Source organism: Bacillus sp. FJAT-52991 (assembly GCF_037201805.1).
In the GTDB taxonomy this organism is placed as follows: Bacteria; Bacillota; Bacilli; order Bacillales; family Domibacillaceae; genus Bacillus_CE; species Bacillus_CE kandeliae.
This window is the reverse complement of the sequence record NZ_CP147404.1, coordinates 2,526,020-2,549,932: the sequence shown is the minus strand read 5'-3', so window position 1 is coordinate 2,549,932 and position 23,913 is coordinate 2,526,020. Positions and strand designations below refer to the sequence as shown.

Below are 23,913 nucleotides of genomic sequence, written 5' to 3'. Positions count from 1 at the left end.
TAGGAGGACAGAATGAGAAAGATTATTGTTGGTTCCCGAAGAAGTAAATTAGCGTTAACGCAAACAAATTGGGTCATTACTCAATTAAAGAAGATCAATCCTGATTACGATTTTGAAGTGAAAGAGATCGTGACGAAAGGAGATCGGATTTTAGATGTGACTCTTTCGAAAGTAGGCGGGAAAGGCTTGTTCGTGAAAGAAATTGAGCAAGCGATGCTCGATAAGGAAATTGATATCGCTGTACATAGTATGAAGGATATGCCGGCCGTGCTGCCTGAAGAGTTAACCATTGGCTGTATTCCTGTACGTGAGGATCATCGCGATGCCTTTATTTCTAAAGGGCATGTAAAGTTGGCTGATTTGCCGGCGGGAGCGATTGTTGGTACGAGTAGCCTTCGACGAAGTTCACAAATTTTAGCAGTTCGTCCAGATCTAGAAATTAAATGGATTCGCGGGAATATTGATACGCGCTTAGCGAAATTAGAAACAGAAGAGTATGATGCGATTATTTTAGCCGCTGCTGGTCTTGCGCGCATGGGCTGGTCTTCTGATATAGTGACAGAGTTCCTTGATACGGAGCTTTGCGTCCCAGCTGTCGGGCAAGGGGCGTTAGCGATTGAATGTCGCGAAGATGATGAAGAAGTGTTACAGTTACTTGCGGCGTTTACTTCACAGGAGACGAAGCAAACAGTTGAAGCAGAAAGAGCGTTTCTTCATAAAATGGAAGGCGGCTGCCAAGTGCCGATTGCTGGATTTGCCACTCTTGAGGGAGAGGAAACCCAATTAACGGCTCTTGTCGCCTCTCCAGACGGAACTATCATCTTTAAAGAAGTAGTCAAAGGGAAGGATCCTCAAGCGGTTGGGGAACAAGCAGCAGCCCTTTTAAGTGAACGTGGAGCGAAGAAGCTCATTGAGGACGTGAAAGCGGAGCTAGATGCCTAAATGACAGCTAGTCAGCCGCTCGGTAATAAACATATTTTAGTGACACGTCCAAAGGGACAAGCGGCCCCATTTATTGATAAAATAAAAGCAGCCGGGGGAATAGCCTATGCTGTTCCCTTGATTGCTTTTCGGCCTGTTCATGCTACAGGTGAGGCCGGAGTTGTCAAACAGTTATGTACATATGATTGGATTATTTTAACTAGTAAAAACGGTGTTGATTTTTTCTTTCAACGGCTTAAAGAACTGGGGGTTGATCGCACCCAGATTCCCGCTCGGTTTGCTGCGATCGGGACGAAAACGGCGGCTGTCTTGCAGGAATATGGAGTGAAAGCTGATTATATTCCAGAGAAATTTTCTGCCGATCAGTTGGCAAAAGAAATCGAATTAGGGCTTTTTCAAGCGCAAAAAGTGTTGATTCCTAAAGGGAATCTAGCCAGAACGACGATTGCTGAGGCGCTTCGAAAAAAAGGTGTACAGACAGATGAGTGGATCGTATACGAAACATTTTTTCCGGTAGAGGAAAAGAGCCGTCTTGTTGACCTTCTACAGAAAAATCAAATGGATGTCATCACATTTACAAGTCCATCTGCTGTTCGGCATTTTATGGATGCGGTCAAAGAAGCAGATATTTCACTTTCAGCAGTCATTGCCTGTATCGGCCCCGTGACAGAGGCGGCAGTGAAGAAATTCGCTCTTCCCGTCTCTATTTGTCCAGAAGAATATACGATCGAAGCATTGATCACAGAAATGGCTCAATACTTCAGGAAGGAAGAGGAATAATGGAATTACAATTTACACGTCATCGTCGTTTACGACAATCTGCCAATATGCGCGCGCTTGTCCGTGAAACGATATTGCAAAAAGAAGATTTAATTTACCCACTATTTATTGTGGAGGGTGAAAACGTTAAACATGAAGTGTCCTCGATGCCAGGTGTGTTCCAATTATCACTGGATCGTTTACAAGAAGAAATGGATGAAATCGTTTCACTTGGTATTAAGTCTGTGATTTTATTTGGTGTTCCTCATGAGAAAGATGCGACGGGAACAGGCGCCTATCATTCTCACGGAATTGTTCAGCAGGCGACTCGCGCGATTAAAGAACGATATTCTGAGATGATTGTGATAGCGGATACATGTCTTTGTGAATATACCGATCACGGTCATTGCGGTGTCATTGAAGGTGGCAAGGTATTAAATGATCCATCACTAGACTTATTAGCAAAAACAGCGGTTAGCCAAGCGAAAGCGGGAGCGGATATTATTGCGCCTTCTAATATGATGGATGGTTTTGTGGCTGCTATTCGTCAAGGGCTTGATGAGGCGGGTTATACAGATGTGCCGATCATGTCTTATGCGGTGAAGTACTCATCTAGTTTTTACGGACCATTCCGCGATGCTGCGGATTCTACTCCGCAATTAGGTGACCGGAAAACGTATCAAATGGACCCAGCGAACCGCCGGGAAGCATTGCGTGAAGCGCAATCAGATATGGAGGAAGGTGCTGACTTTTTAATTGTGAAGCCTGCCCTATCTTATCTTGATATTATTCGCGATGTACGCAATCAATTTAATGCACCGATTGTTGCTTATAATGTAAGTGGTGAATATTCAATGGTGAAAGCGGCGGCGTTAAATGGCTGGATTGATGAAAAAGCAGTCGTCATGGAGAAATTGACAAGCATGAAACGAGCAGGATCTGATTTAATCATTACTTATTTTGCAAAAGATGTAGCCCGCTGGCTGAGTGAATAAAAGGAGGAAACGATCAATGCGTTCTTATGAAAAGTCAAAGCAAGCGTATAAAGAAGCGGTCAAATTAATGCCGGGTGGAGTGAATAGTCCAGTTCGTGCGTTTAAATCAGTGAATATGGATCCGATTTTCATGGACCATGGCAAAGGATCGAAAATTTATGATATTGATGGCAATGAATACATTGACTACGTTTTATCTTGGGGACCACTTATTTTAGGTCATACAAACGACCAAGTGGTAGAAGGACTAAAGAAGACGGCTGAAACAGGGACAAGCTTCGGTGCATCAACATTGATTGAAAATGAATTAGCTAAGCTTGTCATTGAGCGTGTGCCATCGATTGAAATTGTTCGTATGGTTTCCTCTGGAACGGAGGCAACGATGAGTGCGCTTCGACTTGCTCGTGGGTTTACGGGTCGAAATAAGATTTTAAAGTTTGAAGGTTGTTATCATGGTCATGGAGATTCGTTGTTAATTAAAGCAGGATCAGGTGTGGCCACATTAGGTCTTCCGGACAGCCCAGGCGTACCTGAAGGAGTCGCAAAAAATACGATCACCGTTGCTTACAATGACATTGATGGAGTGAAATATGCCTTTGAACAGTATGGTGAAGATATTGCTTGTATCATCGTAGAACCAGTGGCTGGTAATATGGGTGTTGTCCCACCACAACCAGGCTTCCTTGAAGGTCTTCGTGAAATTACAGAGCAATATGGCTCTTTACTCATCTTTGATGAAGTGATGACTGGCTTCCGTGTAGGCTATAACTGTGGCCAAGGCTATTTCGGTGTGACGCCAGATTTAACTTGTTTAGGAAAAGTCATCGGTGGCGGTCTACCAGTAGGCGCGTTCGGTGGTCGAGCTGATATTATGGAGAAAATTGCTCCAAGCGGACCGATCTATCAAGCGGGAACACTTTCTGGAAATCCGATGGCGATGATGGCAGGTTTAGAAACGCTTCGTCAATTAACACCAGAGACGTATGATGAGTTTATTCGCAAAGCTGATCTTCTAGAAAAAGGTTTGTCACAAGCGGCAGAGAAGTATGATATTCCTTATACGATTAATCGTGCAGGCTCTATGATCGGCATTTTCTTCACAAATGAAAATGTGATGAACTACGAAACAGCAAAAACGTCTGATCTAGAATTGTTTGCCGAGTATTATAAAGAAATGGCCAATGAAGGGATCTTCCTTCCGCCTTCTCAATTTGAAGGCTTGTTCTTATCAACTGCTCATACAGATGAAGATATTGAGAAAACAATTGCGGCTGCAGAAAAAGCATTTAGTAAACTGAAAAAATAATTAGTCAATGATCCTTTTAGGGTTGTTTTCGATCAAAATAGGAAAGTGAAGAGAGAGGGCTTCTCTTGATACACGACCTATGTTAATCGGAAGCAACCTTTTTTATTGTGAAGGAAGGTCAATAGTAAGAAAAAGCATATTCCTTTTCTAAAAAGCATACATTCGAATGAAGAGAGCCTTATTAATTATTTGATGAAAGTTGCATTTATTGGAAGGAGGAATAAGCGTGACTTCTCAAGATCAGTCGTATTTACGATTTTCCCTAGAAGAAACGATCCAATTTGATCGCGGACAGGAGGTAGAGGAGTTATACTCGATTTCGCTTGATCCGCAAATACAAATGGAAGAGCAAGATCAATTTGTCCGCTTGCATGGCTGTCTGGAACTTTCAGGAGAATATCAGCCAGCCGTGGCCGAGGAGAAAGACAATGAAAGCAGTCAGTCGATCAAATACGTTCAGCAAGTATTAGAGAGAAATGAGCATGAATGTGAGTTTTTTCATCAGTTTCCGCTTGACATTACGATTCCAAAAAATCGGATTGAACGACTCGAGGAAGTGGAAATTTATATTGACTCCTTCGATTATGACCTTCCTCAAAAAGGGAACTTAAAGCTAACGGTGGACTTATCGATTTCTGGCATTTATGGAGAACAGCAAACGAATAGACCGCTAGAGGCAGAAACATTAGAAGAAGGGGTTGACGAAGAACAAATCGCTTCCATGGAGTTAGAGGGGCTTGGACAAGAACAACAAAGTTCCATCGAGCTAGAAGAGGAAGAAATAGCAGACGAACTCGAGTTTTCGATGGTGAAGCTTGATTTAGAGCCGATTGCTGATGGAAAAGATGAGGAGGAAGAAGCTGATTTTTCCGTGGAGGTCAAAAGAAAGCCGGATGAGATTGATCAAGAGATAGAAAACATATTCATTCCAACGATCGAAAAAAGAGAAGAAGTGCAACAATTACAACAGGTTGAGCATATCGAAATGATTGAAGAAAATGAGGAAGAACATAGCCCGGTGGTTATGGACGAACAAATGGAGAGCATTGAACTATTAGAGAGCCTAGAGGAAACGCCGGCACCTGAACCAAAAAAGAAAAAATCATTTAGCTTCAAGCAAACGGAAACGATGTCATTAGCTGACTTTTTTGCTAGAAAAGAAGAGGATGAATCGGTGACTTGGAAGGTTTGTCTTGTGCAAAAGGAAGATACATTACAAAAGCTGGCTGAACGCTATGGACTGCTGGTTTCGGAGATCGTCAAGGAAAATAAATTAGAGGCTAATCAATCGATCACAGAAGGTCAGGTGCTCTACATTCCGAACCATGAGACAGCCAGGAAATAAATAGTCTGGCTGTCTCATGGTGGGACAGCCTTACTTTTTGACAAAGCGGGTGAAGAATGTGGAACAGCCCTTTTCAGAAGTGTGGAAAAATTATGATTTACAGCCGAAATATGTGGAATCATTCGGTCGCATTCAAAAACTCTATACCGACAAAGGAAATTTTGCATTAAAAAGAATACCAGCTACTCGCGGTATGTATTTTCTTCATAGCATGCAAAGATTGTATCAATCAGGTTATCATCATTTTGTGCCTGTATATCCAGCATTAGACGGTAGACACGGCATTCTCGAAGGCCATCATATTTATTATTTAATGCCATGGGTCGAAGGAAGCAATGATCGAGACACGCTCTTAAAAGATAAGCAAATGCTCAGAGAAACTGCTAGGCTTCATTTGCTGTCTTCGAAAGAAATAGACGTGAATCCACAGGAAAGACTAGAACATTATGAACAAATGAAACAAACATGGGAACGGCAAGAAGAACAATTGGAGCAATATATCACTTTAGCTGAAAAAGAGACCTATATGTCACCATTTAGTCTCCAGTATGGCTTATATTATCATGACATTACGATGGCGTATTTTTACGCAAAGGAAAAGTTGAAAGAGTGGATAGAGGAAACGAAGGAGCATAAAAAGGTCAGAACGGTTCAAGTACACGGGAATTTGTCGTTAGACCATTTTATTTTAGATCGTCATGGTATGGGCTATTTTATTAATTTAGAGCAATCCCGGCCATCAACACCCATTCATGATCTCGTTCCGTACTTCGCCGATTCTCTCACCACTTTTCCAAAAAAAGCAGATGCCGAAATTGATCAGTTTGCTTATTACATGGAGCATTTCCCTTTAAAGAAAGAAGAAAAGCTATTATTTCAGAGCTATCTAGCCTATCCAGGAGCAATGTATCAAACCATTTCCGCTTACTTTACTCGTGCGAGAAAATATAGTGAGCGTCAATTCACTCAAAAACTGCAACGGCAATATTGGCAACTGAAAAATAGTGAATATTTTCTTGTCCATCTGGATTCAAAAAATAATGGGGGACTGTCGTCGTAAGGGGAATAACTCTGTTCGATGGAGACAGCCCTATTTATGATGGAATACATGCTAGATCCATTCAAGGTAAAGAGCAACAGCAAGTAAAATGAAAACTGCGAGTAGAATAACATCAAAAGTGGTAGGAAAAAAAAGAGTTCTGATTCCTTGGAAAAGGCAGAAGGGGATCGCTAGTTGTGAACAGATGGCTCGACATTGCCGTAGCCAAGGTGGAAGGGTATACGGATTGTATCTTCTTCTCATCATTACCACCTACTTCTTCCTTGTATGATTGGCTTTGTTAAACAATGATAGTGATTCCGACTGTTTTTGACTCATTCACTTTAACATAGCCTTATTATTAGTATATGAAAAAAGTGAAAAAACGTGAGTAAACATTAAAAATTCGGGCAATAATGATTGACGAAAATACCTATTTTTCGATAATATATGAATAATAATAAAAAGCAAAGACCGGGAAGAGTACGATGAACGGCAAGTCTTACAGAGAGGAAAATTCATGGCTGAAAAATTTTCCGACAAGCGCCATTGGAAAGTCACCCGCGAGCTGTTTCTGTGAACGTAAGTAGCAGAAGCCGGTTACCAGCCGTTACTGGATTGAGAGCCGAATGTGCCTGCAAAAGCCATTCGTGAAAAAAGGTGGCACCGCGAACAACTCCTTCGTCCTTTTGGCGATAGGGGTTTTTTTGTGGTCAAAAAGCAGGCTGTAACTAAAGGAGGAACATGGAATGGAGAACAATGAATTAACGATGCCAACAAAGTATGATCCGCAGGCAATCGAACAAGGTCGCTATGACTGGTGGATCAATGGAAAATTTTTTGAAGCGAAAGATGATCAAACGAAGGAACCTTATACGATTGTTATTCCACCACCAAACGTAACTGGAAAGCTGCATCTTGGGCATGCATGGGATACAACGTTACAAGATATTTTAACGCGTATGAAACGGATGCAAGGTTATGATGTGTTATGGTTGCCAGGAATGGATCATGCAGGGATTGCCACACAAGCAAAAGTGGAACAGAAGCTTCGTGAAGAAGGAAAATCACGCTACGATCTTGGTCGTGAGAAATTTTTAGAAGAAGCGTGGAAATGGAAAGAGGACTATGCAGGCTTTATTCGTGAGCAATGGTCAAAGCTTGGCCTTGGTCTTGATTATAGCCGTGAACGTTTCACATTAGATGAAGGGCTGTCAAAAGCGGTTCGTGAAGTGTTTGTTTCTTTGTACAACAAAGGATTGATTTACCGCGGTGAGTATATCATTAACTGGGACCCGGCAACGAAAACAGCTCTTTCTGATATTGAAGTCATCTATAAAGATGTTCAAGGAGCTTTCTATCATATGAAATACCCGCTTGCTGACGGCAGCGGACATATCGAAATTGCAACGACTCGTCCAGAAACAATGCTTGGGGATACAGCAGTAGCAGTTCATCCAGAAGATGAGCGTTACAAGCATTTAATCGGTAAAACCGTCATCTTGCCAATCGTTGGTCGTGAAATCCCAATCGTGGGTGATGACTATGTCGATATGGAATTTGGTTCCGGTGCGGTGAAAATTACGCCAGCTCATGACCCGAACGACTTTGAAATCGGTAACCGTCATAACTTAGAGCGCGTGCTTGTGATGAATGAAGATGGAACAATGAATGATCTTGCTGGCCAATATAAAGGAATGGATCGTTTCGACTGCCGCAAACAAATTGTGAAAGATCTGCAAGAGCAAGGGGTGCTGTTCAAAATTGAAGAGCATATGCATTCCGTTGGTCATTCTGAGCGAAGCGGCGCGGTTGTGGAACCATATTTATCTACACAATGGTTTGTGAAAATGCAGCCATTAGCGGACGAAGCGATTGCTCTGCAAGCGAAGGAAGAGAAAGTTCACTTCGTACCTGATCGTTTTGAGAAAACATACCTTCATTGGATGGAAAATATTCGCGATTGGTGTATTTCGCGTCAGCTTTGGTGGGGACATCGCATTCCTGCTTGGTATCATAAAGAGACAGGTGAAGTGTTTGTCGGTCACGAAGCACCAGCAGATATCGAAAATTGGGAGCAAGATACTGATGTGCTTGATACATGGTTTAGCTCTGCTTTATGGCCATTTTCTACAATGGGCTGGCCAGATACAGAAGCAGCGGACTTTAAACGCTACTATCCAACAGGTGCATTAGTCACTGGCTATGACATCATTTTCTTCTGGGTATCTCGAATGATTTTCCAAGGGTTAGAATTTACAGGTGAGCGTCCGTTTAAAGATGTATTGATTCATGGGCTTGTTCGTGATTCAGAAGGCCGTAAAATGAGTAAGTCATTAGGAAACGGTGTCGATCCGATGGAAGTTATCGATAAGTACGGAGCGGATTCCTTGCGCTACTTCTTATCAACAGGAAGCTCTCCGGGTCAAGATCTTCGCTTCTCTGTTGAAAAAGTAGAATCCATTTGGAACTTTGCCAATAAAATTTGGAATGCTTCCCGTTTTGCTTTAATGAATATGGATGGATTAACATATGAAGAAATCGATTTAAGTGGTGAGATGTCAGTTGCCGATAAATGGATTTTAACAAGATTGAATGAAACCATCGAAACAGTGACGAAACTGGCTGATCGTTATGAGTTCGGTGAAGTCGGTCGTGTATTATACAACTTTATTTGGGATGACTTCTGTGATTGGTATATTGAAATGGCGAAGCTGCCATTGTATGGAGAAGATGAAGCAGCGAAGAAAACGACTCGTTCGATTCTTGCGTATGTCCTTGATAACACGATGCGCCTTTTACATCCATTTATGCCGTTTATTACCGAGGAAATTTGGCAAAACCTTCCGCACAGTGGGGAAACGATTGTGACAGCGAAATGGCCGGAAGTACGCCCGGAATTATCGGATGAAAAAGCGGCTAGCGATATGAAATTACTCGTTGACATTATTCGTTCGGTTCGTAACATCCGCGCAGAAGTGAATACGCCAATGAGCAAGCAAGTTAAGTTAACGATCAAAGCGAAAGATGAAGCGGTTCTGTCAGTGCTTGAATACAACCGTGCGTATGTAGAGCGCTTCTGTAATCCGGAAGAACTGACGATTTCAGTGGATGCGATTGCCCCGGATAAAGCAATGACAGCTGTTGTAACTGGAGCAGAACTAATTTTACCTCTTGAAGGCTTAATTAACATTGAAGAAGAAATTGCCCGCCTGCAAAAAGAGTGGGATAAATGGAACAGCGAAGTGGAGCGTGTTCAGAAGAAATTAGGTAATGAACGCTTTATCAGCAAGGCCCCACAAAAAGTAGTCGATGAAGAGCGTGCGAAAGAACAAGACTATCTTGAAAAACGTGCGGCAGTAGAAGCGCGTATGAAAGAATTGAAACAGTAAGGGCGGTTGCTCTTAGAGGCTCTCTCATAAGGGAGCTGGCTCCCATACAAATATCTAATTAGAGAGGGGATACCACACTTTCTAGTTAGATATTGTTTTTCGGGGTCAGCTCCCTTTGTTTTTATAAAGAAGGAGGATTTTCTATGATTCACAATAATCAAGACGCATTAGATTGGATTCACAGTCGTCTGCAAGTAGGAATTAAACCAGGGCTATTGCGAATGGAATGGTTAATGGAGAGAATGGATCATCCGGAACGACGACTGAAAACAGTACATATTGGTGGAACCAACGGGAAGGGGTCAACCGTTACTTATATGCGTTCGATCTTGCAAGCAGCTGGTTATGAAACAGGTACGTTTACTTCACCTTATATTGAGCAATTCAATGAACGAATTAGTATTAATGGGAAACCGATTGCTGATGAAGAAATTACGCAGCTCGTCAATGTGATTAAGCCACTAGCAGAAGAGCTAGAGCAGACAGAGCTTGGGGGACCGAGTGAGTTTGAAGTGATTACGGCGATGGCTTTGTATTATTTTGCGTATGTCCATCCTGTTGATCTTGTTCTGTTTGAAGTGGGGTTAGGCGGACGACTGGATTCAACAAATGTGATCCACCCGCTTCTCTCTATTATTACAACGATTGGTATGGATCATATGCAGTTTTTAGGAAATACGCCAGAAGAGATCGCCTTTGAAAAAGCAGGTATTATCAAAAATGGCGTCGCGATCATTAGCGGTGTGAAACAAAGGGAAGCAAAAGAAGTGATTTTCAAGCGAGCGAACGAGATGCAATCGACCGTTTATCAAATGGGAGAGCAGTTTCAAAGCTCATGGCAGCAGTCGCTTTCGACAGGGGAAGCTTTTCATTTTCAATCCGTATTTGCCAATATGGAACATCTTCATACGGGTTTAAATGGACTACACCAAACGGATAATGCCGCTATAGCCATCATGGCGACGCTTTATTTGAAAACCTTCCATTCATTTTTAATTGAAGAATCACACATACGAGAGGGAGTGGAAGCCGCTTATTGGCCAGGAAGAATGGAACAAGTGTGTCATCGTCCAGTTATCCTACTTGATGGTGCTCATAATCCAGAAGGTATGACTGCTTTAGTGAACTCGTTAAAAATACGTTACCCACAACGTCGCATTACGGCTCTCTTTGCTGGGCTCAAAGATAAAAAACTAGATGAAATGGTTTCCTTACTTCATCAAGCAGCCGATTCCGTTATTTGTACCACGTTTGATTTTCCAAGAGCAGCAGGCTATGAAGAGTTTGAGCCATTGTTGAATGAGCAAACAATGTGGAGAGCGGATTGGGATGAATATATCAAGGAGTTTCAAGGGAGTGCGGAAGGAGATCAACTATTTGTTGTAACAGGATCACTTTACTTCATTTCAGAAGTAAAAAGATTATTTACTAAATTTTACTAGAAATTTATTTTGGATTTACAAATAGCTGTTAAGATAAAAGGCATAAACGATTACTTGAAAGGTAGAGGGTTCTATAATTGATTAGTTTTTTAGTCTTTCTCTACGGTTTAGTTTTCGGCTCTTTTTTTAATGTGGTTGGTTGTAGGGTTCCTATTCAAAGGTCCTTCACGTTTTCAAGAAGCGCTTGTTCTTGTTGTCACCATCAATTGACAGCTATTGAGTTAATCCCCATTTTATCTTATGTGAAACAAAAAGGGCGATGCATGAATTGTCGGACGCGCATTTCACCTATTTATATTGTAGTGGAACTTATCACTGCTAGTTTATTTACCTATGCATATATTCAGTTTGGTATCGGGTTGGAATGGCTGCTGTCGATTACTTTGATTTCCCTTCTTATCATTATTACGATTTCTGATGTGCTTTATATGGTCATTCCTGATAAAGTGTTATTGTTTTTCAGTGGGCTATTTGTGATTGAACGATATTTATTTCCTTTGGAGCCGTGGTGGGACTCGTTTCTTGGTGCGGCTGTAGGCTTTTGTCTTCTATTTCTAATCGCGGTCATCACTAAAGGTGGGATGGGCGGAGGAGATATTAAGCTATTTGCTGTTATAGGGTTTGTTTTTGGAACAGAAGGCGTGTTGCTAACTTTCATGCTGTCTACTTGTTTAGGGGCGATCGGCGGATTGATCGGTTTATGCTTCGGAGTCATCAAACGTCAACAGCCATTTCCATTCGGTCCATTCATAGCGGCCTCGGCACTCATTGTTCTGTTTTCAGAAGATCGAATTCTGAATTGGTATCAATCGCTTGTCACTTAACATCTGCCCAAAAAATACGACTGTTTTTGCCGAAAACTTTCCCGAACAGGACGACAAAAGTCTTGTTCTTTTTTTGTTCCGCTATGATAGCATGGAAGGAACTTAAAGAGGCAAGGGGGGATATCCCAAGTGGACAAACCAAAAAAGCAGCAGTTGTTTTTGACAATTTCAAGTAAAAGAGAAGGAGATCAACAAAAGAAAGAGCTCCTTGTGCAAGATTGGCAAAAAGGAGGGCGAGAAAGTGCAGCTGCCACTGAGTCTAAGAAAGAAGAAGAATTTCAATGGGTCTTTCCAGATGAAGCGGAGAAGAAGGAAGAAGCTGTGAGCCTAAAGGCGTCTCTCAATCAACAACACGCTCGGAAAAGAGTAATAGGCAAGCTCTTATTCATTATTATTAGTGCCATATTAATTGGCTTATTATTTGGTTATACGATGGTCAAAATTGTGACACAAAAAGAAGAAGCGCCTCCACAAGCAATGTTGAAAGAGCCAAAAAAGAAACAAGAGTCTGTAGCCCCAGCTGCCCCCGCTACTTCTAGTCTTCTTCCCCCGATAGAGGCATCGATCGTGCAGGGCGGTGTTTTTTCCACAAAGGCTGCGGCTGAGAAGGCCATGAAACGTGTCAAGGAAGAGGGACTTAAAGCGGGGATTGTTCGCAAGGATGAACAATTTATTCTTGTATTAGGGGTATCCGCTCAACTAACAACGGCTAAAGAACTAGGAGAAACATATCGAGCGAATGTAGCCGATGTGTATGCAAAAACGATAAATATTCCCTCTTCGACAAAAGCAACAGGAGAAGAAACATTTGCGAATGCTTTTTCGATAGTGGCGGAAGAAAGTGCGAAAACACTCATTGGTCTTCCGATCGATACGCCCAAGCTGATTCAGGTTGAAAAAGAGCTACAAGCCAGAGAAGGAAGAAAAAAGGAAAAAATCGCCTCACTGCAGCGGTTATTATTAGATGCTGTCAACCAAGCTAAAAGTGATCAGCCGCAGGCCGCTCAAGCTGCGCAGGAGAAGCTTTTGGCTTTTTTAGTGGCTTATTAATAGATAAATGAGTGCTCGGTTGCTTCTCGAAGATAAAGTAGAGAAGTAGCCGAGCCTTTTTTTATTGAAGAAATAGGTTGCTTTATGTTTACGATGGAAAAGTTTGAGGTCACTCTCCAATTTTGATAAAATGAATACGGTATTTCCCTTAATTCTTGAAAGATAGGTGATGGATGTTGTCGAATATTATTTTAGCTTCTAGTTCTCCCCGCAGAAAAGAACTTCTCCAACAAATCGGTCTACCCTTTACTGTCATTGTCAGTGACGTAGATGAAACGATCTCCCACCCAATGTCCTCTGAAGAAACCGTCATGCAATTAGCCTCCCGTAAAGCTTGCGCTGTAGCGAAGCACCATGAAAAAGATGTTGTTATAGGCGCGGATACAATCGTTGTTCTCGATGGAGAAATATTAGGTAAACCTAAAGACCGAAGTGATGCGAAGAGGATGTTAAGTAAGCTTTCTGGTCGAGAGCACTCCGTTTATACCGGAGTTGCCATCGTAAAAGAAAAGAAACAGCACGCCTTTTATGAAAAAACAAACGTCACATTTTGGGAGCTGTCAGATGAGGAAGTGGACACTTATCTTAACAGTGGTGAACCGTTTGATAAGGCGGGAGCATACGGCATTCAAGGGAGAGGCGCCGTATTTGTGAAAAAAATTGACGGTGACTACTTCTCTGTTGTCGGTTTGCCAGTGGCTTCTTTGTATAGACAACTTCAACGGCTTGACCTACAAGGGTCTACCCTTTCCTCTCCTTCTCAAACGTGATCAAAGGAGAGAAAACGTATGTCAAACGATATGTTTATGATCAAAGATGTACCTTTAGAAGACCGCCCGAGAGAACGAATGATTATCAACGGTCCAAAAAGCCTTTCCAACCATGAGCTGCTCGCGATTATTTTACGAACAGGAACGAAACAGGAATCTGTTCTGCAATTATCTAATCGAGTGCTGCAAACATTTGAAGGATTGCGAATGTTAAAGAATGCCTCACTTGAAGAAATTACATCGATTAAAGGAATCGGCCAAGCAAAGGCTGTACAGATTATGTCGGCGCTTGAACTTGGCCGTCGCATTAGTCACTTGAAATTTGAAGATCGTTATGTCATTCGTTCTCCTGAGGATGGGGCTAATTATGTGATGGAAGAAATGCGCTTTTTATCACAAGAGCATTTCGTTTGCCTGTACCTCAACACGAAAAATCAAGTCCTTCATAAACAAACATTGTTCATTGGAAGCCTCAATGCTTCGATCGTGCATCCGCGCGAAGTATTTAAAGAAGCGTTTCGCCGTTCCGCTGCTTCCGTTATCTGCATTCATAACCATCCGTCCGGCGACCCTGCACCAAGTAGGGAAGATGTGGAAGTGACGAAGCGGTTAGTTGAATGCGGAAAATTACTTGGGGTGGAAGTATTAGACCATTTAATCATTGGTGATAAAAAATACGTAAGCTTAAAGGAAAAAGGCTATTTATAATGCTAGGATTTTTTTTTTGATTACGTTATAATATAAGTTATGATTTTTGCTAGTTGTTTTTTGTTGAAATCACAAATAATAATGCTCAATCTATCACTATAAAATAGTAACAGATCAAGAAAGGGAGATACCTGTATGTTTGGAATTGGAAATCGAGATCTTGGAATAGACCTTGGAACAGCTAATACGCTTGTCTATGCCAAAGGAAAAGGTGTAGTTGTGCGCGAACCTTCAGTGGTGGCGCTTCAAACAGATACAAAACAAATTGTTGCGGTTGGTAATGATGCGAAGAAAATGATTGGTCGTACACCTGGAAATGTGGTAGCTACACGTCCAATGAAAGATGGTGTGATTGCCGATTATGAAACGACAGCTACCATGATCAAATATTATATTCGACAAGCAACTAAAGGCGGAAAGGGAATGTTCGCTAGCAAGCCTTATGTGATGGTATGTGTCCCTTCAGGCATTACAGCCGTAGAGGAACGTGCGGTAATTGATGCGACTCGTCAAGCAGGCGCGCGTGATGCTTATACAATTGAAGAACCTTTCGCGGCAGCTATTGGGGCCAATTTACCTGTTTGGGAGCCTACAGGTAGTATGGTTGTTGATATTGGTGGGGGAACGACAGAAGTTGCCATTATTTCCTTAGGTGGTATTGTGACAAGCGAGTCATTGCGTATTGCGGGTGATGAAATGGATGATGCCATTGTTGCCTATATTCGTAAGCAATATAATTTATTAATTGGGGACCGCACGTCTGAAACGATCAAAATGGAGATTGGTTCTGCAGGTGATTTTGAAGAAATCCCAAGCATGGAAATTCGCGGACGTGATTTATTAACTGGCCTTCCAAAAACAATTGAAATCACTGGACAAGAGATCGCTGATGCCTTAAAAGATACAGTTTATGCCATTGTCGATACAGTGAAAAGTACATTAGAAAAAACGCCACCAGAACTTGCGGCAGATATTATGGATCGCGGTATTGTGTTGACTGGAGGCGGTGCTTTGCTTCGTAATTTAGATAAAGTGATCAGTCAAGAAACGAATATGCCGGTACTTATTGCAGAAAATCCGCTTGACTGTGTCGCTGTTGGTACAGGCCTAGCACTAGATCATATCCATTTATTTAAAAATAAAAGCAAATAATGAATTATTTATTCCGGCAGCGGCTTTCTGCTGCCGGATTCTAACTTAATGCAAAAAAATAGAGGTGGAATAGATGCCACAATTTTTTACAAACAAGCGTTTGATTATCCTTCTTGGCAGTATCATCGTTCTTGTCGCATTGATCGGTTTTTCTCTTCGTGATCGCGAGAATATCTCTTGGCCTGAACAATTTGTAAAAGACATTGTTGGTTTAGGACAAGCCGTTGTTTCTAAACCTGCCAATGCTGTTGCAGGGTTTTTTAATGATATTGAGAATTTACGAAATACGTATGAAGAAAATGAAAAACTAAAGGCGCATTTAGATGAGGTAGCTCAGCTTGAAAGCGATGTCGCTCGATTAGAACAAGATAATAAAGAACTTCGAAAAATCATTGATAAAAAAGAAAGTTTAGCAGATTATGAGCCTGTTCAAGCAACCGTTATTGCACAGAACCCAGAGCGTTGGTTCGATGTGATTACGATTGATAAAGGATCTGCTAGCGGTATTCAACCAAATATGGCTGTTATAACAGCAGAGGGACTAGTTGGCAAGGTCAAAGATACGTCCAAATTCACTTCCACTGTCCAACTCCTTAGTGCTCACGATCCAAGAAACCGAGTATCTGCTGTCATTCAAGGAGACAAAAATATTTACGGTGTGATTGAAGGGTATGATAAAGAAAAAGGCATGCTGCGGATGACAAAAATTCCTTATGACTCTAAAGTAAAGAAAGGAATGGCTGTCACAACCTCAGGAAAAGGCGGTGTGTTTCCGAAGGGGCTTGTTATCGGTAAAGTGAAAAAATTGGTACCAGACGAATTCGGTTTAACACAAACAGCATTAATTGAGCCAGCTGCTAAGTTTCATGACTTAGAGCACGTTATGGTAGCTAAACGAGGAATGACAACGGTGCTGCCAGAAAAGCAAGAGCGTCAGCAAGTCGTTGTTGAGGAGGGAAATCTGTGAAACGGTTTCTCCTCCCTCTATTAATAACAGTTCTTTTTTATAGCGATAGTGTCTTGGTGTCCTGGATTCCTGATCGTTCTTTTGAAGGTGACTATATTTTAGTCCCTCATTTATTTGTGATCGGGTTATTGTTAATGTCCATTTACTTTGACCGAAATACGGCCATCAAATATGGTTTCCTTTTTGGTTTTCTGTTTGATATTTTTTATACGGGTATTTTAGGGGCTTATATGTTCTTTTTGCCGCTCCTTGTTTATATTACGTCGAAAATGGTAAAAGTTTTACAAAATCATTTATTCATTGTTGCTTTTATCGTTCTTTTTAATATATTTCTGTTAGAATTAATTATGTTCCAATTAAATATATTTGTGAGCCGAACAGACATGGAGATGTCACAATTCTTCTCTATTCGATTATGGCCAACTTTAATTTTAAATGTAATACTTTATCTGTTTGCTGCTGTTCCGCTGAAAAATGCCTTTGAGAAGCTTCGTCGCATCTATTTTGATTAATGGTCGACTTAGAAAGAAAAAGGAAAAAGTAGAGGACTTGTCGAATTATTTGGACAACAGAGGTGAAGAACATGCTATGAAGAAAAAACAAAATGTTGTCATAAAGGGAACAAAAGATGGATTGACGTTGCATTTGAATGATAAATGCGCCTATGTTGAATTATTGGCTGAATTGAAAGAAAAAATGGTGACAGTGGATGATCAAGATCAGGGTGCTATCATTACAGTTACTGTCCAACTAGAGAACCGCTATTTAACGGAAGAAGAAATTGAAGAGATTACTAGTCTAATTTTAGAGCAAAAACATCTTGTAGTTGGAGAGGTAAAATCTAATGTCATGACTGTTGAAGAAGCGATTCGCTGGAAAGAGGAAAGTGAAATTGTTTCATATACAGGAAGAGTTCGCTCCGGGCAAATATTAGAAGTTGCCGGCGATCTATTGTTAATTGGCGATGTAAATCCGGGCGGAACCGTGAGAGCTGGCCGAAATATTTATATTATGGGGGCATTAAAAGGGATGGCCCACGCTGGATGCTATGGGGATGATTGCGCCGTCATTGTTGCTGGTCAAATGATGCCTACACAGCTTAGAATTAGCCGCTATTTAAATCGTGCACCCGACCGCTATGAAGAGGATGAAAGCTTCGAAACGGAATGCGCCTACATAGATGAATCTAATCAAATTGTTGTTGACCGCTTGCAGGTGTTAAAGCATCTGAGACCGGAGATTTCTACGTTAAAAGGGGGAAACCATAGTGGGTGAGGCTATAGTTATTACATCTGGTAAAGGCGGAGTGGGAAAAACGACCACTTCGGCTAATTTAGGCACAGCACTTGCTCTGCAAGAAAAGAAGGTTTGTTTAGTAGATACGGATATCGGCCTTCGAAATCTAGATGTTGTTATGGGGCTTGAAAACCGCATCATTTACGATTTGGTTGATGTAGTAGAAGGACGTTGTAAAATTCATCAAGCATTGGTGAAAGACAAGCGTTTTAATGATTTATTATTTTTATTACCAGCAGCTCAAACATCAGATAAAACAGCTGTGACGCCAGAACAGATGAAGAAATTAATAGAGGAATTAAAACAGGATTTTGATTATATTTTAATTGACTGTCCAGCAGGAATTGAACAAGGTTACAAAAATGCCGTAGCGGGAGCAGATAAAGCCATTGTTGTGACGACACCGGAAAAGTCATCTGTTCGTGATGCGGATAGAGTGATTGGTTTGCTCGAAAAAGAAGAAGGAATGGAGCCACCAAAGTTAATTATCAATCGGATTCGTAGCCATATGATGCAGCAAGGCGATATGCTTGAGGTCGATGAAGTAGCGACACATTTATCGATTGAATTAATTGGGATCGTTGTAGATGATGACGAGGTCATTAAGTCGTCACACAATGGTCAACCGATCACGCATAACCCAAACAATCGGGCTTCCATTGCTTATCGCAATATCGCTAGAAGAATTCTTGGTGAATCTGTTCCGCTTCAACGGCTTGAAGAGGGGAAAGAAGGATTTTTCACTCGTTTTAAAAATTTTTTTAGTGTGCGCTCTTAACGCATAAATAGAAGAGGCTTTCTCATACATATGTAGCTATTTCATGATCGTCATTAAGTAACGATGAGATTTTTTAGCTTCTTAATGAGAAGCTTCTTTTTCTTTTCTCATACTATACTTCTTAATGTTTCAACACTTTCATATCTTTTATTAATGAATGTTAATAAAGGAGTGAGCTAGTTGAGGGAAGAGGAGAAAGATTTATTATCGATTGAACAAGACCAGCAAGATGGTCACCCGCTCTTTCGGTTTGACCGTTTCCTATTTAAAGGTTTAGCTTCTCTTATATTTGTTCTAGCTGTCGCCATTATGTTTAAACAATCATCGTCACCATTTATTGAAGGGCAGGCATGGATGAAAGAGGTGATGGAAAAGGAATTTCAATTTTCCAAAGCGGCTGAGTGGTATGAGAAAACATTAGGAGAACCGCTTCCTTTTACCGTTGACGGCTGGACACAAAAGGAGAAAGTAGTCAAAGAACAAACGGAATATGCCGTACCTGTCTCTGGAAAAGTGATCGAAGACTTTCAAACAAATGGGAAGGGACTTATGGTTGAAGCCCGACCGAACGAAGGCGTAAAGGCGATTAAAGATGGGACCGTCCTTTTTGTTGGACAAAAGGATGAGTTCGGTCAAACGGTCATTGTTCAGCATGCTGACAATAGCGAATCATGGTATGGGCATGTGGCGAATCCCTCTGTCCAACCTTATGAGAAAGTGAAGGCGGGAAGTGTGCTAGCACAACTGTCACCAAATGAACAGACGTTTTATCTTGCCATTAGGAAAGATGGAATGTTTGTGGACCCGAATTCGGTGATATCTTTTGAATAACTTACTTAGAAAGGTCCACTTTCATCCGCTTATGTGGGTTATGATTGCTTTTTCTGTGGTGACAGGTCATTTTATCGATTTGTTCATGATTTTTTTAATTATTGCCATTCATGAATTGGGACATGCTTGGATGGCGTTATCGTTTCAATGGAGGATCAAGAGGGTGGTATTTCTCCCTTTTGGCGGTGTAGCAGAAGTAGATGAGCATGGAAATCGACCTGCTAGAGAAGAGTTGTTCGTCATCTTAGCGGGCCCTCTGCAGCATATTTGGCTGTTTATCGCGGCTTGGTTGCTGTTGAAAGCAGGGTGGATGCCAGAGAGTCTTTATCGAAATTTTTGGCAATTTAATTTGGCGGTTCTATTGTTTAACTTGCTACCTGTTTATCCTCTCGATGGTGGAAAGCTATTGATGCTTCTTGTTTCTTTACGGCGACCTTTTCTTTTAACGATCCGTCTAGCGATTATCTTTTCTGCTATATGGCTAGTGCTTCTGCAACTGCTACTTTTGCTCTTTTTACCATTTCACTTTCAAGCTTGGTTAATTATTGCTTATTTGATCGTTGCTCTGTGGCGGGAATGGAAGGACAAACATTATACATTTATCCGCTTCTTACTTGAAAGACACTATGGGCAAAAAGATATCGCAGTGAAGTTAAAGCCATTGCAAGTATCCAGTGATACAAAGATTGCTTCCGTTTTAGAACAATTTCGACGTAACACCAAACATATCGTATATGTAACAGAAAATGGGAAAGAAATTGGACGGTTAGATGAAAATGAAGTGTTATATGCTTATTTTTCTGAAAAAAGAACAGGTGCTTGTTTAAAGGAATTGCTTCCTCTTGATTGACGAATAGGTAATTGCCAAGTAAAGTGAAATGAAATAGAGCAGAAAGCAGGTTTTGTATGAACACTTTAATTGTTAGTGTGAAAGGAAGAGAAAAAAGACTAGCGGTCGTTCAAAATGGCCGAGCAGAGCAATTTCATATATTTCAGCCGGCAGAACAATCTTATGTCGGCTTTTTATATTACGGTATCATTTCTAAAGTGGAAAAAGGAATGAATGCTTGTTTTGTGAATATCGGTCTTGAGCAAAATGGTTATTTACATCGCGATCAAATACCAGGTCATCAAAGCCGGCCGATCGGACAATTGGTTCATCAAGGACAAAAAATCATTGTGCAAGTGATAAAGGATGGAACGGAAACGAAAGGACCTCGTCTGTCAGCGATCATTGAGTGGCCTGGTGAGAAGCTCGTTTATTTGCCTGAGGGGGGCTATACGGCTCTCTCTAAAAAAGTAGATCACCCACAAAAACGTCAGCGAGTAGCGGATTGGGCTAAAAGTTGGAAGCGGGAGGAAGAGGGGCTTATTTTACGCACAGCCGCCTTTGATGCGACAGAAGAGGCCCTTTCATCTGAAGGGGAGAGGCTAAGAAGCGAACATGAACAGCTTGTCAAAACAGCGACTATGAGAAAAGGTCCTTGTGTGTTACAAGAGAAGCCGCTCTTAATAGAGGAACTATTCGCCCGAATGCAATCGTTGCAAACAGGAGAAATCATTAGTGATTGCGCTGATTTTCTGTCGTCGTTAAAGAAAGATCCTCGCTATCATGAAAACGATTGGCGAGGGAATTATCACTCCGCCGATGAAGATGTATTTTCAGCTAATGGAATGGATAATGAGCTAGAGAAAGCGTTGAAACGGGTGGTTTGGCTGCCAAGCGGAGGGTTTCTTGTCATTGAGCGAACGGAGGCCATGACGGTGATCGATGTGAACACAGGGAAATTCACTGGGAAAAGCAGTCAATCTCAAACCGTTTTGCTGACGAATAAAGAAGCGGCAATCGAAGTGGCACGCCAGCTTCGATTGCGGGATATTAGTGGCATTATTATTATTGATTTTATCGATATGTTTCACGATAAAGATCGTTTAACGATTGAAAAGCTGTTAAAACAAGAAGTGAAAAAAGATCCCAAATCCGTATCTATCCGTGAGTTTACCTCTCTCGGTTTAATGCAAATGACAAGAAAAAAAACGAAGCCATCGATCTTAGAGACGGTCACTACTTCTTGCCTGACTTGTCAAGGAACGGGTCGAGTGAAAAGTGCTGAAACAGTCGCTTTTGAATTAGAACGAAAGCTATTTGAATATGCAAGAGACGAACAAGAAGCAATTCTTGTAGAAGTTACACAAGAGGTGAAGGAAGCCTTTGTCGGAGGACAACAGCAGTTTCACCATCAGCTTGAAGATCTCCTTCATAAGAAAATTATTTATCGCTTAACTGATCATCCAAAGCCTATAGGTAAGGTCATCCGAGCGGGGAAGGAAGCCGAGCTTTCTGACAATGGACCATCAAAAAAACGTTGACACTATGTTAGTAAAGTGATAAGATTCTAATGTTATTGTTTGTAGCACCCGTGCTACAACCGCGCATTACAGGTTATAAGTGTTTGCTTATTAGCATTCCACCTGAAAATGGCGAGTCTGAGTTAATTAAGGAGGTGCAAGGAATGTACGCAATTATTGAAACTGGCGGTAAACAACTAAAAGTAGAAGAAGGTCAAGCAATCTACATTGAAAAGTTAGATTTAGCAGAAGGTGATTCTGTTACATTTGATCAAGTATTATTCGTTGGCGGTGACACTGTAAAAGTAGGAAGCCCACTTGTTGAAGGAGCTACTGTTACAGCGAAAGTTGAAAAACAAGGTCGTCAAAAGAAAATTACTGTTTTCAAATTCAAAGCTAAGAAAAACTACCGCAGAAAACAAGGTCATCGTCAACCATACACTAAAGTTGTTATTGAAAAAATCAACGCGTAAGGCGATGTTTTTATGATTCGAGTGAACATATCGAAGCATCCTTCCGGAAAGATCTCATCTTTCACGATGGAGGGTCATGCGGAATTTGCCGAACATGGAAAAGATTTAGTTTGTGCGGCGGCAACAGCTGTCTCTTTCGGAGCATTAAACGCCATTCTCTCTTTGACAGAGGCGGATCTCCAAATCGATCAAGGAAAAGAAGGCGGTTTTCTCCGCTGTATCGTTCCGGATCAACTTTCCGAGTCCGAACAGGAGAAAGTACAGTTGCTTCTTGAAGGCATGCTTGTTTCCTTGCAAACGATCGAACGTGATTATGGCGAATACATTAAAATCAACTAGCAGGAGGTGAAACTCATGTTAAGATTAGATCTTCAGTTTTTCGCATCTAAAAAAGGTGTAGGTTCTACGAAGAACGGTCGTGACTCAATCTCAAAACGCCTTGGCGCTAAACGTGCGGACGGTCAGTTCGTTACTGGTGGATCCATCCTTTACCGTCAACGCGGTACTAAGATTTATCCAGGTGAAAACGTTGGTCGTGGTGGAGACGATACTTTATTCGCGAAAGTTGACGGTATCGTTCGTTTCGAACGCCTAGGCCGCGACAAGAAGAAAGTAAGCGTATATCCAGCTGCTCAATAAGAGTAAAGGCTATAGCAATAAAGCTCTAACCCATTGGTTAGGGCTTTATTTTTTTCTAAATGACGTGATGGTAGAGCAGAATGAACTCTCCATTTTGAAGTGATTTCTGTTATACTAGCATAAAGCCAAAATTCATTACGACTAATGAATAATGGCAGATGTTTGTTTGGGAAAGGAGGCAGTGCAGGAAGTGTTAAGCTTATCCTTCCCTTCGATTACTTCACGGAGGTCCTGTGCGATTGATGATGAAAAATGAAAATTGGACGGTAATCCGGGCGATGCGTCATGCGAGGCATGATTGGATGAACCAAATTCAGCTCATAAAAGGCTTTATGGCTCTCGGAAAGTTAGAAGAAGCAGAACGTGTCATTGAAACGACGATTTTGCAGGCTAGACAAGAAGCCCATTTATTTAATTTATGTTTGCCGAATTTTGCTGAACAGTTGTTAACTTTTAACTGGGAAGAACATTCCTTTCAATTAGAATACGAAGTTTTAGAGCATGAAATTTCTGTAAATATACATGATGAATTGCTTAGTGAATGGATTGACTCGCTGTTTCACTTAATTGAGCGCCATATTGAAAAATATGCAGATAATCTTCTCTGCCTTTCCATAAATAAAGTAGATGAAGGGCTTCGTTTCTTTTTTGAATTTAGTGGAATAATACAAAATGAGCACTTGTTGTTAGATGATATCAAAAGCCAATTAGAGGCATCGCATGTTCAACAATGGAAGATTCACGAACATTCTAGTAAGGAATTATTATTTGAAGTGGTACTTTAAACGCTTCATCCATCTTTCCTCAAAAGAACATCACAGCAAGACACCAAATGTTTGTCTCGCTCATTTTTATT

25 protein-coding genes and 2 other annotated features are annotated in these 23,913 nt (G+C 41.2%); of the genes, 24 read left to right on the top strand and 1 reads right to left on the bottom strand.

Going from position 1 to position 23,913, the window contains the following annotated elements; translation table 11 throughout:
- The first annotated feature begins 12 nt into the window (after positions 1-12).
- The 6 genes from hemC (at position 13) to ysxE (ending at position 6,407) form a co-directional block, all read left to right on the top strand.
- The gene (hemC, locus tag WDJ61_RS13165; RefSeq protein ID WP_338750453.1) at positions 13-942 is read left to right on the top strand and encodes a hydroxymethylbilane synthase; all 930 of its coding nucleotides are present in this window, start codon (positions 13-15) and stop codon (positions 940-942) included.
- A complete protein-coding gene (locus WDJ61_RS13160) occupies positions 943-1,722 on the top strand; it encodes a uroporphyrinogen-III synthase (protein ID WP_338750451.1) in 780 nt (259 codons plus the stop codon).
- Positions 1,719-2,696: a porphobilinogen synthase gene (gene hemB, locus WDJ61_RS13155; RefSeq protein WP_338754798.1), complete on the top strand. Its 978-nt coding sequence runs from the start codon at positions 1,719-1,721 to the stop codon at positions 2,694-2,696. The genes WDJ61_RS13160 and hemB overlap by 4 nt, the downstream gene beginning before the upstream one ends.
- Positions 2,697-2,712: 16 nt before the next feature.
- Positions 2,713-4,002, top strand: coding sequence for a glutamate-1-semialdehyde 2,1-aminomutase (hemL, locus tag WDJ61_RS13150; RefSeq protein WP_338750449.1), 1,290 nt, complete (start codon positions 2,713-2,715; stop codon positions 4,000-4,002).
- Positions 4,003-4,228: 226 nt separating this feature from the next.
- On the top strand, positions 4,229-5,347 hold the full coding sequence (gene spoVID / locus WDJ61_RS13145; RefSeq protein WP_338750447.1) for a stage VI sporulation protein D: 1,119 nt from the start codon (positions 4,229-4,231) through the stop codon (positions 5,345-5,347).
- A 58-nt stretch (positions 5,348-5,405) separates the two neighbouring features.
- A complete protein-coding gene (gene ysxE, locus WDJ61_RS13140) occupies positions 5,406-6,407 on the top strand; it encodes a spore coat protein YsxE (protein ID WP_338750445.1) in 1,002 nt (333 codons plus the stop codon).
- A 51-nt stretch (positions 6,408-6,458) separates the two neighbouring features.
- Here the strand turns inward: ysxE and WDJ61_RS13135 are convergent, their stop codons facing one another.
- Positions 6,459-6,650, bottom strand: coding sequence for a hypothetical protein (locus WDJ61_RS13135; protein WP_338750443.1), 192 nt, complete (start codon positions 6,648-6,650; stop codon positions 6,459-6,461).
- 197 nt (positions 6,651-6,847) lie between these two features.
- Positions 6,848-7,078 (top strand) — a binding site (T-box leader).
- 57 nt (positions 7,079-7,135) lie between these two features.
- Here WDJ61_RS13135 and WDJ61_RS13130 point away from each other — a divergent pair.
- The 18 genes from WDJ61_RS13130 (at position 7,136) to WDJ61_RS13045 (ending at position 23,842) form a co-directional block, all read left to right on the top strand.
- Positions 7,136-9,778, top strand: a complete 2,643-nt coding sequence (locus tag WDJ61_RS13130; RefSeq protein WP_338750441.1) for a valine--tRNA ligase — start codon at positions 7,136-7,138, stop codon at positions 9,776-9,778.
- Positions 9,779-9,921: 143 nt separating this feature from the next.
- The gene (locus WDJ61_RS13125) at positions 9,922-11,220 is read left to right on the top strand and encodes a folylpolyglutamate synthase/dihydrofolate synthase family protein (RefSeq protein WP_338750439.1); all 1,299 of its coding nucleotides are present in this window, start codon (positions 9,922-9,924) and stop codon (positions 11,218-11,220) included.
- Positions 11,221-11,297: 77 nt separating this feature from the next.
- Entirely contained in the window at positions 11,298-12,044 is a 747-nt protein-coding gene (locus WDJ61_RS13120) for an A24 family peptidase (RefSeq protein ID WP_338750437.1), read from the top strand.
- A gap of 129 nt (positions 12,045-12,173) precedes the next feature.
- Entirely contained in the window at positions 12,174-13,094 is a 921-nt protein-coding gene (locus WDJ61_RS13115; protein WP_338750435.1) for a hypothetical protein, read from the top strand.
- A gap of 176 nt (positions 13,095-13,270) precedes the next feature.
- Entirely contained in the window at positions 13,271-13,864 is a 594-nt protein-coding gene (locus WDJ61_RS13110; protein ID WP_338750433.1) for a Maf family protein, read from the top strand.
- An 18-nt stretch (positions 13,865-13,882) separates the two neighbouring features.
- Positions 13,883-14,572: a RadC family protein gene (gene radC, locus WDJ61_RS13105; RefSeq protein WP_338750431.1), complete on the top strand. Its 690-nt coding sequence runs from the start codon at positions 13,883-13,885 to the stop codon at positions 14,570-14,572.
- A gap of 135 nt (positions 14,573-14,707) precedes the next feature.
- The gene (locus WDJ61_RS13100; RefSeq protein WP_338750429.1) at positions 14,708-15,724 is read left to right on the top strand and encodes a rod shape-determining protein; all 1,017 of its coding nucleotides are present in this window, start codon (positions 14,708-14,710) and stop codon (positions 15,722-15,724) included.
- 73 nt (positions 15,725-15,797) lie between these two features.
- Positions 15,798-16,691: a rod shape-determining protein MreC gene (gene mreC / locus WDJ61_RS13095; protein WP_338750427.1), complete on the top strand. Its 894-nt coding sequence runs from the start codon at positions 15,798-15,800 to the stop codon at positions 16,689-16,691.
- A complete protein-coding gene (gene mreD, locus WDJ61_RS13090) occupies positions 16,688-17,203 on the top strand; it encodes a rod shape-determining protein MreD (protein WP_338750425.1) in 516 nt (171 codons plus the stop codon). Before mreC ends, mreD begins: the two co-directional genes overlap by 4 nt.
- Positions 17,204-17,279: 76 nt before the next feature.
- Positions 17,280-17,966: a septum site-determining protein MinC gene (gene minC / locus WDJ61_RS13085; RefSeq protein ID WP_338750423.1), complete on the top strand. Its 687-nt coding sequence runs from the start codon at positions 17,280-17,282 to the stop codon at positions 17,964-17,966.
- Entirely contained in the window at positions 17,959-18,765 is an 807-nt protein-coding gene (gene minD, locus WDJ61_RS13080; RefSeq protein ID WP_338750421.1) for a septum site-determining protein MinD, read from the top strand. Before minC ends, minD begins: the two co-directional genes overlap by 8 nt.
- A gap of 180 nt (positions 18,766-18,945) precedes the next feature.
- Positions 18,946-19,596, top strand: coding sequence for a M23 family metallopeptidase (locus WDJ61_RS13075; RefSeq protein WP_338750419.1), 651 nt, complete (start codon positions 18,946-18,948; stop codon positions 19,594-19,596).
- Positions 19,589-20,446, top strand: a complete 858-nt coding sequence (locus WDJ61_RS13070; protein ID WP_338750417.1) for a M50 family metallopeptidase — start codon at positions 19,589-19,591, stop codon at positions 20,444-20,446. The genes WDJ61_RS13075 and WDJ61_RS13070 overlap by 8 nt, the downstream gene beginning before the upstream one ends.
- 56 nt (positions 20,447-20,502) lie before the next feature.
- Entirely contained in the window at positions 20,503-21,966 is a 1,464-nt protein-coding gene (locus WDJ61_RS13065) for an Rne/Rng family ribonuclease (protein WP_338750415.1), read from the top strand.
- 47 nt (positions 21,967-22,013) lie between these two features.
- Positions 22,014-22,095: a sequence feature (ribosomal protein L21 leader region), on the top strand.
- A gap of 14 nt (positions 22,096-22,109) precedes the next feature.
- The gene (gene rplU, locus WDJ61_RS13060) at positions 22,110-22,418 is read left to right on the top strand and encodes a 50S ribosomal protein L21 (RefSeq protein WP_338750413.1); all 309 of its coding nucleotides are present in this window, start codon (positions 22,110-22,112) and stop codon (positions 22,416-22,418) included.
- Between the two features lie 12 nt (positions 22,419-22,430).
- Positions 22,431-22,757, top strand: a complete 327-nt coding sequence (locus tag WDJ61_RS13055) for a ribosomal-processing cysteine protease Prp (protein ID WP_338750411.1) — start codon at positions 22,431-22,433, stop codon at positions 22,755-22,757.
- A 15-nt stretch (positions 22,758-22,772) separates the two neighbouring features.
- Complete coding sequence (gene rpmA, locus WDJ61_RS13050) at positions 22,773-23,057, top strand: 50S ribosomal protein L27 (protein ID WP_094835851.1); 285 nt, start codon at positions 22,773-22,775, stop codon at positions 23,055-23,057.
- A 242-nt stretch (positions 23,058-23,299) separates the two neighbouring features.
- Positions 23,300-23,842, top strand: a complete 543-nt coding sequence (locus WDJ61_RS13045; RefSeq protein ID WP_338750407.1) for a Spo0B C-terminal domain-containing protein — start codon at positions 23,300-23,302, stop codon at positions 23,840-23,842.
- Positions 23,843-23,913 lie beyond the last annotated feature (71 nt).